The sequence below is a fragment of the Tumidithrix helvetica PCC 7403 genome, from assembly GCF_965232925.1.
Lineage (GTDB): Bacteria > Cyanobacteriota > Cyanobacteriia > Pseudanabaenales > Pseudanabaenaceae > Tumidithrix > Tumidithrix helvetica.
Genome location: NZ_CBDDRA010000007.1, coordinates 55,988 through 68,915, shown reverse-complemented (window position 1 = coordinate 68,915; position 12,928 = coordinate 55,988). Strand labels below are relative to the sequence as shown.

Annotated in this window: 13 protein-coding genes and 1 pseudogene; 3 read left to right on the top strand and 11 right to left on the bottom strand. The window is 46.1% G+C overall.

Going from position 1 to position 12,928, the window contains the following annotated elements:
• Positions 1-4 precede the first annotated feature (4 nt).
• The 3 genes from ACP2WE_RS08545 to ACP2WE_RS08535 form a co-directional block, all read right to left on the bottom strand.
• Positions 5-532: a DUF4242 domain-containing protein gene (locus ACP2WE_RS08545; protein ID WP_425215130.1), complete on the bottom strand. Its 528-nt coding sequence runs from the start codon at positions 530-532 to the stop codon at positions 5-7.
• A gap of 19 nt (positions 533-551) precedes the next feature.
• Positions 552-3,821 (bottom strand): ATP-binding protein, encoded by a 3,270-nt coding sequence (locus tag ACP2WE_RS08540; RefSeq protein ID WP_425215129.1) that lies wholly within the window; start codon positions 3,819-3,821, stop codon positions 552-554.
• Positions 3,822-3,921: 100 nt separating this feature from the next.
• Entirely contained in the window at positions 3,922-4,080 is a 159-nt protein-coding gene (locus ACP2WE_RS08535) for a DUF1016 N-terminal domain-containing protein (RefSeq protein WP_425215128.1), read from the bottom strand.
• 105 nt (positions 4,081-4,185) lie between these two features.
• Here ACP2WE_RS08535 and ACP2WE_RS08530 point away from each other — a divergent pair.
• Positions 4,186-4,305: pseudogene (locus tag ACP2WE_RS08530) on the top strand (IS4 family transposase); the annotation flags it as partial.
• Positions 4,306-4,381: 76 nt separating this feature from the next.
• On the opposite strand, the gene ACP2WE_RS08525 reads toward ACP2WE_RS08530, so the two are convergent.
• Complete coding sequence (locus ACP2WE_RS08525; RefSeq protein WP_425215127.1) at positions 4,382-4,882, bottom strand: GNAT family N-acetyltransferase; 501 nt, start codon at positions 4,880-4,882, stop codon at positions 4,382-4,384.
• Between the two features lie 321 nt (positions 4,883-5,203).
• Positions 5,204-6,166 carry an NAD-dependent epimerase/dehydratase family protein gene (locus tag ACP2WE_RS08520; RefSeq protein WP_425215126.1) on the bottom strand — a complete coding sequence of 321 codons (963 nt, stop codon included), beginning with the start codon at positions 6,164-6,166 and terminating at the stop codon, positions 5,204-5,206.
• 134 nt (positions 6,167-6,300) lie between these two features.
• On the opposite strand from ACP2WE_RS08520, the gene ACP2WE_RS08515 reads away from it, so the two are divergent.
• Together ACP2WE_RS08515 and ACP2WE_RS08510 are read left to right on the top strand one after the other, a co-directional pair.
• Positions 6,301-6,840 carry a PadR family transcriptional regulator gene (locus tag ACP2WE_RS08515; RefSeq protein ID WP_425215270.1) on the top strand — a complete coding sequence of 180 codons (540 nt, stop codon included), beginning with the start codon at positions 6,301-6,303 and terminating at the stop codon, positions 6,838-6,840.
• A gap of 72 nt (positions 6,841-6,912) precedes the next feature.
• Entirely contained in the window at positions 6,913-7,470 is a 558-nt protein-coding gene (locus ACP2WE_RS08510; RefSeq protein WP_425215125.1) for a TetR/AcrR family transcriptional regulator, read from the top strand.
• A 58-nt stretch (positions 7,471-7,528) separates the two neighbouring features.
• Here ACP2WE_RS08510 and ACP2WE_RS08505 read toward each other — a convergent pair whose 3' ends face one another.
• The 6 genes from ACP2WE_RS08505 to ACP2WE_RS08480 form a co-directional block, all read right to left on the bottom strand.
• Positions 7,529-8,401: a DUF4388 domain-containing protein gene (locus ACP2WE_RS08505; RefSeq protein ID WP_425215124.1), complete on the bottom strand. Its 873-nt coding sequence runs from the start codon at positions 8,399-8,401 to the stop codon at positions 7,529-7,531.
• 80 nt (positions 8,402-8,481) lie between these two features.
• Positions 8,482-9,024: a GTP-binding protein gene (locus tag ACP2WE_RS08500; RefSeq protein WP_425215123.1), complete on the bottom strand. Its 543-nt coding sequence runs from the start codon at positions 9,022-9,024 to the stop codon at positions 8,482-8,484.
• Between the two features lie 188 nt (positions 9,025-9,212).
• Positions 9,213-9,584: a roadblock/LC7 domain-containing protein gene (locus ACP2WE_RS08495; RefSeq protein ID WP_425215122.1), complete on the bottom strand. Its 372-nt coding sequence runs from the start codon at positions 9,582-9,584 to the stop codon at positions 9,213-9,215.
• A 139-nt stretch (positions 9,585-9,723) separates the two neighbouring features.
• Positions 9,724-10,179, bottom strand: a complete 456-nt coding sequence (locus tag ACP2WE_RS08490; protein ID WP_425215121.1) for a hypothetical protein — start codon at positions 10,177-10,179, stop codon at positions 9,724-9,726.
• A 371-nt stretch (positions 10,180-10,550) separates the two neighbouring features.
• Positions 10,551-11,237, bottom strand: coding sequence for an esterase/lipase family protein (locus ACP2WE_RS08485; protein ID WP_425215120.1), 687 nt, complete (start codon positions 11,235-11,237; stop codon positions 10,551-10,553).
• A gap of 17 nt (positions 11,238-11,254) precedes the next feature.
• Positions 11,255-12,796: a diguanylate cyclase gene (locus tag ACP2WE_RS08480; protein ID WP_425215119.1), complete on the bottom strand. Its 1,542-nt coding sequence runs from the start codon at positions 12,794-12,796 to the stop codon at positions 11,255-11,257.
• Positions 12,797-12,928 lie beyond the last annotated feature (132 nt).

Here is a 12,928-nt window from a genome sequence, read left to right as displayed (position 1 = left end):
GCTCCTATGGCTTGATGAGTAGGGCTGACCAGACTCGATCGCAGGGAACGCCAGCCTTACGATGGGCTTCGCGGATCGCCTCAGCATCGGGCGCATTGAGTTCGCAAACAACGCGGGTACGATCGCGCGATACATAGGATTGTACCCATTCAACACCGCGTTCGGCGTAGCATGGGAGAACATGTCGATTGGCTTCGTCCCACTGTTCCTGGGTTAAACCTTCCGAAAAGGTAACCTCAAATATTTTCAGGCTAGTGTCGTCGTGCAGCGGTGGATCGCTCTCTGGAAGCATCAATTCTCCAGACCAGATATGACTGAAGAAACCGCCCCCTTTGCGATAGGATTCTCGTACCGATTCCGCATCGGGAGCTTCAAAAGTGCAGATCATCCGATGGCGATCGCTCGACAATAGCGAATACCGCCAAGTTGCATTCCGTTCTGCCAAACACTTCAACACAAGACTGTGCGGATCGGTCAACTCTTCGAGGATCAGTGGCGAGTCCGAAAGGGTTTCAACAATTACAAGAGACATAAGCACCTCAATTTGATGTTTAAGGTTGTTTGGGTGACTTACACTGAGACGCGACACCCGCCTGCATTTGCTGGATCGCTCGCTTGACAGCGGACTGAGCTAGGATGCTCAGATCGTCGTGTTTTATGGTCTGTTGAAGCAGTTCAAGTCGATCGGTCGCTTGTTGCTGTTCTCCCAATGTTAACAATCCCTGAATCAGAACCGCCCAACTCAGCGCAATTTCACTGGGATGATTGACGATCTGAGCATTTTTAAGCGCTACTTCAGCACGATTTACGGCTAACGTTGGGCGATCGCGCTCTAAATCGACTGCTGCAGCCCCGGTCAGCACATAAGCGAGCATTCGTTTCGCATCGACCTGTTGGAGCGTGGCAATCGTCTCAGTTAATGCTATCTCGGCATTGGGTTGCCCCAGCCGATATCGAGCGAGTGCCGCTAGGGCAGATGCCACCGCCGCTTCACTCCCCTCCCCTTGAATTTTGGCGGCGATCGACGATATTTCATCACAGTAAGACAAGGCTGCGACCAGATCCCCCGTCTCCAATTCAATTTTGGCTAAGTATCTGAGAACGTTACACTCGCGCCAGTGATCTTGTTGGGCTTGGGTGAGTCGCAAGGCTTGTTTTAGTTGCGATCGCGCCTCCTCATAGCGACCATGATGACGATGAACACACCCCAAACCAGCGAAAATATCACAAAGCTCCAGTCCTACCCGACTGGCAAGCGACTGTGCCTCTAACAGTAACGCCTCCGCCCGAATCAGGTTTCTGCCAATTTCTGCTAGACAAGAACCGCTATACGCTAACACTCGCGCGGTCACGGATGGACTGGTCATCTGGCTGGCTTCTAGAGCACGCAGCGTCTGCTGATGAACCCCAGCAAAATCGCTGCGATCGAATTGCAAAATTATCAGGGCTTCAATGGCGATCACTTCTGCCTCGTTTATTCCCAGCGACTTGGATTCACGAATCAATTGCTGTCCTTCGTGCTCTATTTGAGTGGCGCGATCGCCTGTCACCCCCGCCAGTGCCTGCACCCGAAGCAAGCTGGCATGGAAGAGAATGCGGTTGGGCGGATCGAGAAACTGACATTGCTGGATGCCTTGCTGAGCTAGCTCTAAGGCTTCGGCATAGGCAAATAATTTCAGGCAGCGCTGAGCAGCAGATAAAGCAGCAGATGTGGCTAACGCGCGATCGCCCCCCCGTGCAGCATGATAGGCAATATCGCTGGCTAAAGCTTGGTCTGGGGTCGCCTGTTCGTGCAGTTTGCTGGCAATCTGGCGATGGAGCAACTGTCGACGGGGTTCGGAAATCTGCTGGTAGACGACCTGCCGCACGATGTCGTGGGCAAAGTCATACCCTATTTCATCATCTAGAGCGGTGCTAGAACGAATGATTGCCTGTCGCTCAAGTTGGGCGATCGCCGTTATCAACTGGGTCACAGGATAGTCTGCTACTTTGGCAACTGTTGAGGCTTTGAAGCTTCGCCCCAACGCGGCGGCCCAGGCTAGAACCTCACGAGTTGCATCGTCCAATTGGTGCAGGCGATCGCCAATCAGCGCTTCGACCGTATTGGCATGGCTGGGTTGATGCTGCCCACGCGATCGGGCAATTTCTAGGGCAAAAAGAGGATTGCCACCACTGTCAATAAAGACCTGATTCACGACGGCTAAGGATAACTCTGACGGTGCGATCGCGTGGGTGCTGCGAATTAAATCTGCCGTTTGTTCGCGATCGAGCGCTGGCAATTCTAGAGTCTGCAACCGCTGCTCTCGTCTGAGGGCGTGCACCACCCGCGAAATTGCCGCATTCTCCGTTAGTTCTTGGGCACGAGCCGCCAGCGCAAACAAAACGGGTAAAGGACGTAGCAAGCGCATCGCATAGTGCAGCATGGCAGACGAGGCTTCATCGATCCATTGGATATCATCGAGTAGGATCAGCAACGGCGCTTGATTAGCCCATTGCATCAGCAGTTGCACCACACCATCAAATAAATGACTCAGATCGGGTGGTGGTGGGGACAGTTGCCCCAATTCGGGCAGCAAGAATCCTAAGGCTGAAGGGAAATTGACGGTTGAAGCGATGTCCTTTAGCCCCTGCGGGACGGCTGTGCCAACAACCAACGCACCAGGAAGCTGTGCTTTGACCATCGCAGCCGACCGCAACGCATCAGTCCAAATACCATAGGGACGCATCATTTCAGATGCAAAGCCCCTTCCCCATAGTATTTGGGTGCGATTGGACTGGGCAAATGCTTGTAATTCTTCTAGTAAACGGGTTTTGCCAATTCCAGGTTCTCCCACCAGCAACAGCACCGTGAATTCAGCATCTATTGCCGCATTCCCCATAGTCGCTCGGTGCTCCTGACGCAGCACCGCATTTGCCCACCGTTGAATGGATGCCCACGCTTGCTCGCGTCCCACTAAGGGGGATTGTGCTAAATGGGCTGGTGAGGGCGGCGGCGATAAACGTGACCAAAAGGACGATCTGTGATTGGCATCGCGGCGCGAACGCTCATCGGTCACATCGTCTTCTTGCAACAATTGTTCATACAGTTTGCGAGTGCTGGTACTGGGATCGATGCCCAATTCTTCCCGTAACATCGTCATGCACTGATGGTAAACCTGCAATGCCTTGGCGCGATCGCCATTTAACCCATGTAATCGCATTAATGTGACATAAGCGGCTTCATTCAGATCGTTCACTCGCAACAGATGCTGGGCATAGGTCAAGGCAGTTTGGTAATCTTGCTGTTCTTTTAACAGGGCAATCAGTCGTTCTAATGCTCGAATGTGAATCTGGTGCAGCCGTTCCCGTTCGGCAACCACCCACTCATCGTCTAGATCGGGTAATAAGTCACCGCGATATAACTCCAGTGCTTGGGTTAACTGAGTTTGGATGGCATTTTTATCCGTGGCTGGGTCTGCTACTTTCACACCAGCTTCAAACTTAGCCACATCCAACGTAAAGTTTCCATTGGGTAACCATTGCAGCGTTTTGGTGTCTACCCGCAGAAATTCATCTGGGTTGGGCAAGGCATGGCGCAGCCGACTTAACTCTTTACGCAGGTTAGCCCGCGCCTGCTCATCAGTCGATTCTGACCAGAGGTGAAAGGCAATCCGCTGACGAGGTTGGGGAGTGTGGCGATGCAACACCAAGTATGACAACAGAGCTTGCGATCGCGGTAGGAGCACTGGCGGTGGTTGCCCACTGGCGATTTCTGCCACCGGGCAATCTCCATAGGTCAGGGAAAATCCCCCTAGTAGCGTGATGCTCAAAGTTGGAGACATAACACTTTGCGATCGCAATACAGCGAACTGACTCTTCTCAGGTGTGTTTAGATCCTCATTTTAATCCCTCATCGTGAGATAAGTAATGATGATTCCAGCTTCATTGTGTCCGCACTGCGGTCGTAATTTGTGAATCGGGATAGGTTTCGTAAAACTGACGCATTCTTTCGAGGTCACGCTTTTCAAATCCTTTGAGACCAGGTTCCTGAGTTTGGATAAAGGCTGCAAGTTGTTGGAACTCAACAACGAAGCGAATCATTTCTACTTGCCTAATCTCAGATAGAAACCTTAGTACAGGACAAAACCTTGCAATAAAGACAGAAGAGGGGTTTCATAGGAAATAACAACAGAACCAAGAAACCCCATGGAACCAATTATCCTACTAAGAGAAGCATTACGTCCATACCTGGGATGGCATGGTGCAAGACTAGCATTTGTAGCAACCTTTTTGATTGCATTATTTCGGGTGAAAACGGTCAATATCTAGATTTCAGAGTTTACACAGTTTACTTGACACTCTCGCTAAACACCCTTCTCCACCCGATTGGGCTGTGTTTCTACTACAACTTTTCAAGTCTAAAGATCACTATAGGACTCCCATTCACAACTTTTTCTTCTATCTTCTTCATTCCCAGTCTTTCCACTACTTTTTGCGACTCAATGTTTGGTCGATCGCAGCTTGCTACAAGATACTCATAACCAAGTTCATCAAAGCAATACTCTATTATTTTGTTTGCAGCTTCAGTAGCGTAGCCTTTTTTGAGCGCTTTAGGGAGCAAGGCATAGATTAACTGGGGCTGTTCTTCATCAAAGAAATACCACAAGCCAGCAAATCCAAGAACTTCACTTTCATTATTTATCTTGATAAACCAAAGACCAAATTTTTCTTCCTCAAAATGCTTTATGCTCTGTTTGAGCATTTCTTCAACCTGTTGCAAAGAAAAGACTTGATCGTCACACAGGTACTTCCTGACGTAGGAATCAGTAAAAATCATATGGAGGGTGCTAAGCTCACTCTCCAAAATCGGTCTCAAAACCAACTGCTGCGTTTTAAGTATCATATGTAAGCTGCACTACCTATATCAATATCTTCTTTTTCAGACAATCGGTTACAGATGACTTTAAATAGCAACTTAATCTCTGACCCCAACAGATAGCTTTACTGTACCGCCCCCACCACAATAATTAAGCGGCTCAACTTTATATTGTACGAAAGCTTTCCGTATATCTACTCTTTACAGGCTGACTATGCAGAAAGTTTTGGAATAACACAACTATTTGGCATAATATCCCGAATTTTTCTGTATAACCAACCTAATATGGGGTGTTATGCAGAAAGAACTTGAATTAGGAAGGCGATCGCAAGTGAATTTAAAATAGAATCATCGTTCTGCTTGTGACTGTAGATATTGGCGATACCATGCGATCGTATGACGAATTGCCTCGCGATGAGGTGTGGCAAGATCGCCAAAAGCCTTGACAAATTTAGAGCTGTCAACAACAAATGGATGCTCAAATTGATACATCATCTCAACCGATTCTGCGGCTTCGGGAATGAAGAATCCACCGATTTGCATCATTAATTTGCCCATGCCATTCATTTTGGCTGGTAGTTCCAACTCTTCAAAGAGTAGATTGAGCATTTCCCTTGTTGAGATGGTTTTGGCATTGGGAACGTGCCAGACTTGCCCGATCGCTTCTTCTCGCTCTCCTAAAACAATCATCGCCTTAGCAAAATCGCCAATGTACGTGTAGGTATGAGGGAGATCCAAATTTCCAATCGCTTCCGCCGTCTTGCCTTGAATCGCTGGAATAAATACACGTTCGCCAAATACTGAGTTGAGAACGCCTTCGCCATAGAAATCGGAAGCTCTGGCGATCGCCACCTTCGCTTTGCCTGCGCGACTTGCTGCCATCAAAGTCTCGGCAAGTTGAGCGCGCATCTTGCCCTTATGGGTGGTTGCGGCATAGGGTAAATCTTCACGCATAGGTTCCTTGACTTTGCCATAGCCATAAAGACTATCGCCATAGATTAACTTCGCACCACTCGCGATCGCACCTGCGAGAATACCTTGCTGCAATGGGGGAAATTCTTTAGCCCAAGCTTTAAAGTTGTACTTTGGTCCAGCACAGTGATAGATCGCCTGTGCGCTTTGGCAAACTGCCTGTGTAAAGCGCGGATCGGTAGCATCACCCTTCACAAATTCCACCCCTTTAGGCAGCACGCTAGCACTGCGGCTAACCATTTGCACCTGTTTGCCTCGTATCAACAGTTGATGGGCGATCGCCATGCCCAAAGCACCTGTACCAAATACAACGTGAAGTTCTTTCTGAGCGGCGTTCATCGTTTTGCCTCCTATAAGTGAGTGGGTGTTTGTGTATATTCAACTTAGTTAGTATGCACTTATTTGAATATATTGGATAATGTATACTCAATTAAGTGCATATGTTAACCCTAGTTTTAGCAAATTCCAAAAATATGTCCCTCGCTTACGCCCTCTTGGTTGCATTGATCCACAAACCCAAAAGTGGTTATGACCTCGCCAAGCAATTTGATGGCTCCGTTGGATTTTTTTGGCAAGCTACGCACCAACAGATCTATCGAGAGTTAACAAAACTAGAGCAGCATAACTTGATCGCCGCCGAAGCGATCGCCCAGGAGGGACGACCAGATAAAAAGATATTCTCAGTCACTAATTTGGGGCAATCTCATCTAAAAACATGGCTGTTGCAATCCAGCGATATTGCGCCAAGTAAAGACGAATTTTTAGTCAAAATTTATGCGGGGTATCTCATTCCTGAGGAAGCGATCGTCCAGAAAATCAAAGACCATCATCAGTTACATCAGCAGCAACTTGAAATTTATCAAGCGATCGAACGCAGCTTTTTTGGATCGCCCCAAGACTGTGAGATCGGGGCGCGCTTTGCCTACCTGACGTTACGTCGAGGCATTAGCTTCGAGCAAGGATGGATTGACTGGTGCAATGAAGCACTCGACCTTCTAAAAAGCTGGCAATAGTATCTTTTTGAAGGCAAAGTTTTATACCGTTCGTTCGGTATAATATTCATGGATGAATGTATCTTCGCGCTTATGTCTAAACAAACCCATGTTCCTTCTTTACTCAAACTGTTTCGCCAATTTGGCTATGAAGGTGTAACCCTCTCAAAAATTTCCCATGAAACTGGTTTGGGGAAAGCGAGCCTCTATCATCATTTCCCAGGGGGCAAGGCAGAGATGGCGGAGGCGGCGCTCTCTCAAGTCAATCAATGGTTGGAAACCAGTATTTTAGGAATTTTGGAACGGCAAGAAAAGCCGATCGCGAAGTTTCAGGCTATGTGTGAGGAGACAAATCGATTTTTTAATCAGGGGCAAAATTCCTGTCTTTGGGCAGTGCTGGTAATGGAACAATCTAGTGACGATTTGTTTCACACCAAAATTAGCTGGGCATTTTCGCAATGGATTGAAGCGATCGCCAAGGTTCTAATCGCAGCAGGACTGGATGCAACTCAGGCAAAACAACGCGGCGAAGATGCCATGATCGCGATTCAGGGTGCATTGATTTTGTCCCACGGGTTGCGCGATTTTGCACCGTTCCAACGGGCGATCGCACAATTACCGCAACAACTCTGTCAGGATATAGAAAGCTAATGGTTAGGCGATCGTGCCACAGTGACCCGCAACAATATGCCAAGTTCCCTAGAATCATTTACCATGGCTTTTTTTGTTGCAAAAATCCTAATAGGTTTTGCAAGTACGAAGTACTAATTTCAGTTTGCACTGACGAGCTAGTCACCTGCCCGTTTGTGTCATCATCCATTTCAATCACGTCATCAGAATTAGTCGCTACGTTCGCATCAATATCAGGGACTTCTTCGACTAAACACACCACAATCAAGCGAAATGCGATTTGCTGGATTTTTTGGATAGGAATATCAAATTTCTCTGACATCCTTGTTAACTTAACAGAACCATTGGCAAGTTCCAATACCTGAGTCTCACTTGCATCCAAACGCAAATGTGGATGACCTGGAATAATCCTAAATAATGTTGAGTTAGGTTCGGGAAGCTTGCTTTCTAAAACCTTCCAGTCTTTAAGACTGCGCAATCCCATCAGTGTAGTCTCGGTTGCAGGCAGACTTAATCCTGTCATTTCTGCTTTAGGTAAGTCTATCTTTCCATCAAATCGGAATATTCCTGTTTCTACTTGAAAGAGGGCGCAAACTTCTCGGATAACCTGTATGCCAAATAATAATTTGAGTTGATCGGGTTGCAATATTCCCAATGCTTTTAGATTTAGTCCTAGAGGTGCATTTTCTCGGATTAATCGTTCAAATTCTGGACGAATTGCATCGGTAACCCATCCTCTTTGTTCGATCAAGCGTGCCAATCCTCGATTGTCCAATTGATTGCCCGCAGCTACAACCCGTCCATTGTGAAACCAAATATGTCGTGCAAATGCCTTTCCTGTTTGCAAGTCTTGCATATCTCTGATGCTCAACAATCCAGTTTTTTGCCCCTGATCCAAAAACTGGAATATCTCTGGAAGAGAAAATTCGGATAAAGAACCTTTAATTGCCATAACTGTGAACCAGAGGGTAAACGACCTAATTTATGATTTTGGAAATAGCTACAATTTTTTTATAATGTTAACCTAGGAAATTAAGCTACAGAAGTACTTTGAATGTAATATTGCACGAGAGCGACGATCGCTTGAATCACGCTATCTTGCTCGTTAGCATTCAAAACAACCACTGGTGGTTGGCTTTTTTCGTCCACAAGCCCCAGAGCCAACTTAATATTCTCGCTTGACCATGCGCCCTCACAATCCATGTGGGTAATGCCAATAATGTAAGGAATTTGAACGCGGCGATTCATATAGCTGAGAATGCGCCTTGCATAACGGAACTCATGCGGTCGATGGGCTGCCACCAATAAAATAAAAGCATGGGCTCTACGGATCAGAATATCCCACATAAAGTCAAAGCGTTGTTGCCCTGGTGTTCCATAAATATGTAGAGCCATATTCGGACCAAATGTTAATCGTCCAAAGTCCATTGCCACAGTAGTTTTATGTTTTATTTCTGCTGTTTCGTCCGTTGCGCGGCGATCGGTATCGACCACATCAATTTCACTTACAGTCCGAATAAAAGTTGACTTCCCTGCTCCAACTGTCCCAGCCACAACCAACCGCATGATTTCCATAAATTTCTTCTATCTCTTCCCTTCATCATTAAACCCGATGTGTGGGCAAAGCTCTCATAATTGCCCAAAAGTCTCAGGAAAAATGATAGAAAGATTTTCCTTACCCCAAACTTCAATATAGGGGTTCTTAGTCGTATAGAGGAGTTTTTCGATCGAATCCGAAAAACCCGCTCTATACGTCAAAATTTCTAGGAGAGAGCTGACTTGATCTCACTCGCGACCCGTTTGATCTCTAACATCAGTACGCCTTGTTTTGCAGCTTTGCTTGCTAGAACTAGCAAGACAGCTTCTTCTCCGCAGCTAGTCAAGATGCCATAGCCTTTGTCACCTTCCACATATAGGCGATCGATCGCTCCTCTAGATAGCTCGCTACCGATACGCTCGCCGAGGGAAAGCATCGCGGCTGACATTGCCGAAACCCTTTCTTCATCCATTCCACTTGGCAATGTCGATGCTAGAGGTAGACCATCTGGCGATACGAGTGCTGCCCCCTGCACGTCACTAGTACCAGTCACCAAATTTTGCAAAATACCTTCCAGCTTCGCAACATTAATACCCATATTTTCCTCCTTAAATTTTGAATTGTCTTTTGTTTGAATGGGTCTTGAAACATAAAGCCAGAAACCTTAGTCTTATTTTCAATAAGACTCACAGCGATTCTAAATCGCGAATCCCCAAAACCTTGAACGAAGGATGAAACTAACCAATTACTTCATATTCAACGACGTCATGAGAACCACCTCGCAAAACTGACTCTATTTGCTTTCCACGCAGGCGTTTTCCTGTAACTGACTCTAAAACACCTTGAATGGCTCCTAGGGTGAAGGACAACTTACGGGGCGATCCCATGGGTTCGCCAGCAGAACAAACTGTTTCTCGGCAGTAAGCTTTGATCGATTCATCGGTATGTTCGATCTTATCGATAATGCAAAGCCTAGTACCGTCTTTACCCAATGCTTTCTGGAGCAGGAGGACAACTTCCCCATTACTGCCTTTCCCGACAATACCAAGCTCTTCGGCAAGATGCTTGCCACGAGCACGTCCAGCCGCAATCAAGGCGATCGCCGCTGCTTTTTCCCCCAATGCTTCTTCAGTTCCAGTAACTACAGCTTTGAAACAAACAATGCTGTTAAAATCACCAAGCTCAGTCCGCATAAATACCTCAAAAACGAAATAATGGTCTTTAGAAATCAAAAAATTTCTTACAGAACTTAAGTTACCCAAAAATTGCTTTTTCCAGATCTAGAAATTACAATTTCCCCAAAATAAGCGCTAGAAATTGCAAGAAGTTTAGTAGGCAATTATTTTTATTGCATCTTTTTAAGATATCGCATTTTTTAGGTTTTAAATACAATTCAAATTATAAATATTTTAGATTCACAGCTCGTAGTATTTTAGAGTTCCCAATCAGTATTCAAAAATACAAAACAAGACTGATAAACATCAATTCTCAAGATATTTACGATTATTTTTCAAGATATTTGCGATCGAGTGTCTGCTGTGGCATGTGTTCGCAAACACATACGTTAATGTTTTGAAAGGAAGAGCCCGAACTTACGTTTGGGTAGATTGTGAAATGCTCCCTTCTTTAAAAAATGAATGGTCTGAAGAATTGCTTCTTGATTGGTCATTAGAAAAGGATGGGCAGCATGGATCGTAATATGGTCGCTCATACCCTCGATCTTGGTTCGTTCGACCGATACCTTTCCATCGTTAGAGCCTTTGATTAAAATACTGTTGATCCAATTGATAGAGAGATCGCCTGCGATTACGCCCAATTTGAAGTTAACCGAGCCGAGTATATTTGGAGTGCTGTGCGGATCGGTGCTCAGTTCTCGACCTGCTGGACCATTGAGTAAATCAAAAAGACGAAGTGAGCCAAGCTTATCGACGACTTCACTGCCTTGATTGGGTGGGCTGAGCATTACGACACTTCCTAATTTCGGTAATGAGTAATTCTTCAAGAAGCTTCGCACCAAGATTCCACCCATTGAGTGCGTAACAAAATGGATGCGTGATGCGCGATCGCAAGTTGGGTCTGCGATGATACGACTAAAAACTTCCAAAGCGAGGTCGTTGATGCTGCGCGTACGAGATGGATAGTTCAAATTTACGACATCAAACCCTTCCGACTTTAGTCGATTTGCCATTGGTTCCATCGACTTGCTCGTCCTACACAATCCATGAAGAAGAACTACAGTTTCTTTTGTCATTATTAAGATGTCTTCTATTAGAACCTTATCTGATTGCGTCCGCTTTTTTTGGCTTCACGCACCTTGTCACTGGCACGTTGCAACAGAGCAACAGGATCTATGTCTTCAGCTATGAGTTCGACAACTCCAATACTGGCAGTGACTTGAAAGAGCTGACCGTTGTAGGCAGTTACTGTCTCCTCTTCTAAAGCTAAGCGAATTCGTTCAGCGACCTGACATCCTTCTCTCAGCTCAGTGTCAGGCATGACAATACAGAACTCCTCCCCACCGTAGCGTGCTACCCAGTCTACAACCCTTACACTCTGTTGAAGTACCTTTGTAGCTGCCTTGAGAGCGCGATCGCCCGTAGGGAAGCCATAGGTTCTATTGACTTCACCAAAATGATCTAGATCGAGGAGCGCAACAGTTAAGTGTCGATGATGCTTCTGTGACTTTTCTAACTCTCGCAGCAGTAAACGATCTAGATAGCGGCGATTGAAAACTCCAGTTAATCCATCGCGATCTGCCTCTGCTCGATACTGTTTGTAGAGCTTACGGGCTTTTAACACCATATAGCTTGCCATTCTTGCCGCCGCCACATGAATGCGATTTTCAAAATCGGCAAGCAGTCCATCTTGTCCATCAGCATCAGCGATCGCATCAAATTCGCTAGCGGTCACGACACAGTTACGCCCTTTTCCCTTGGCAGCATAGAGACACTGATCGGCTTCCTCCATGAGTTCCTCAAACGAAGAATGTCCGCTAAAAGAAGCGACGCCAAAGGAAGCCGTGACTCGAATCGTACCAAATTCGTGGGCTTCAATCTGAGTCCTTAAGAATTCTGCAAAGGCTCTTCCCTGTTCAAGGCTACCACGCATACAAACTACAAATTCCTCCCCACCAATTCGAGCGACAAGGTCAGAACCAAGGGCATATTGTCGCAACAGTTCTCCAATCTTTTGGAGGAGATTGTCGCCTGCACTGTGTCCGAAGGTATCGTTGACAACCTTAAAATAATCTAGATCTAAGAGGATAAGGCACAGAAGTTCCTCTGTATCATTGGATTCAAGCAGTGCGATCGCATAGTCTTGAAACCTTTGTCGATTGGCGACACCTGTCAGACTATCAAGTGTCCCTGAATACTTTTGCTGTCTGTGCCAATCACAACGTCGCAAACGGAAGCCTATTTGCTGTTCGATCGCGTCCCGTCTACATATCTCGTCTTCTGGATCCAACCAACTGAGAACCGATGACTCTTGTTCGACTCCATCTACCAAGACGACCGTTGTGAGTCCGAGGTGAGTCTTAATGGTTTTGAGATCTTCCAGAGTTTGAAAAAATCTAATATCAAGCACAAGTAGATCGAACTTGGGTGATTTCTCGAAAACAATATACCGCTTAAATCGACGCAGCCAATTATAAGCATTACTGGTATTTTCATTGTCAGAAATCACCATGCTTTGGCTGAGGATTAGTGGATCGATGTGATAAAGCTCAAAATCTGGGAACAAGTCTTTTGATTTTGGCAAATCCATGGGACTGCACCAAGCAACTCGAACCACAATAGCCTGCTCATCCATCAGATTTACTTCATATCGCCCAAAAATCCTAGGGTAAGCTTATCAAACAACTAAGCCCCACCACCTAAAAGTCTAATACCAATTTCTAAAGTTAATCATAGCTTAACGTCAGTTTCCAATAGAGGCAGTGAA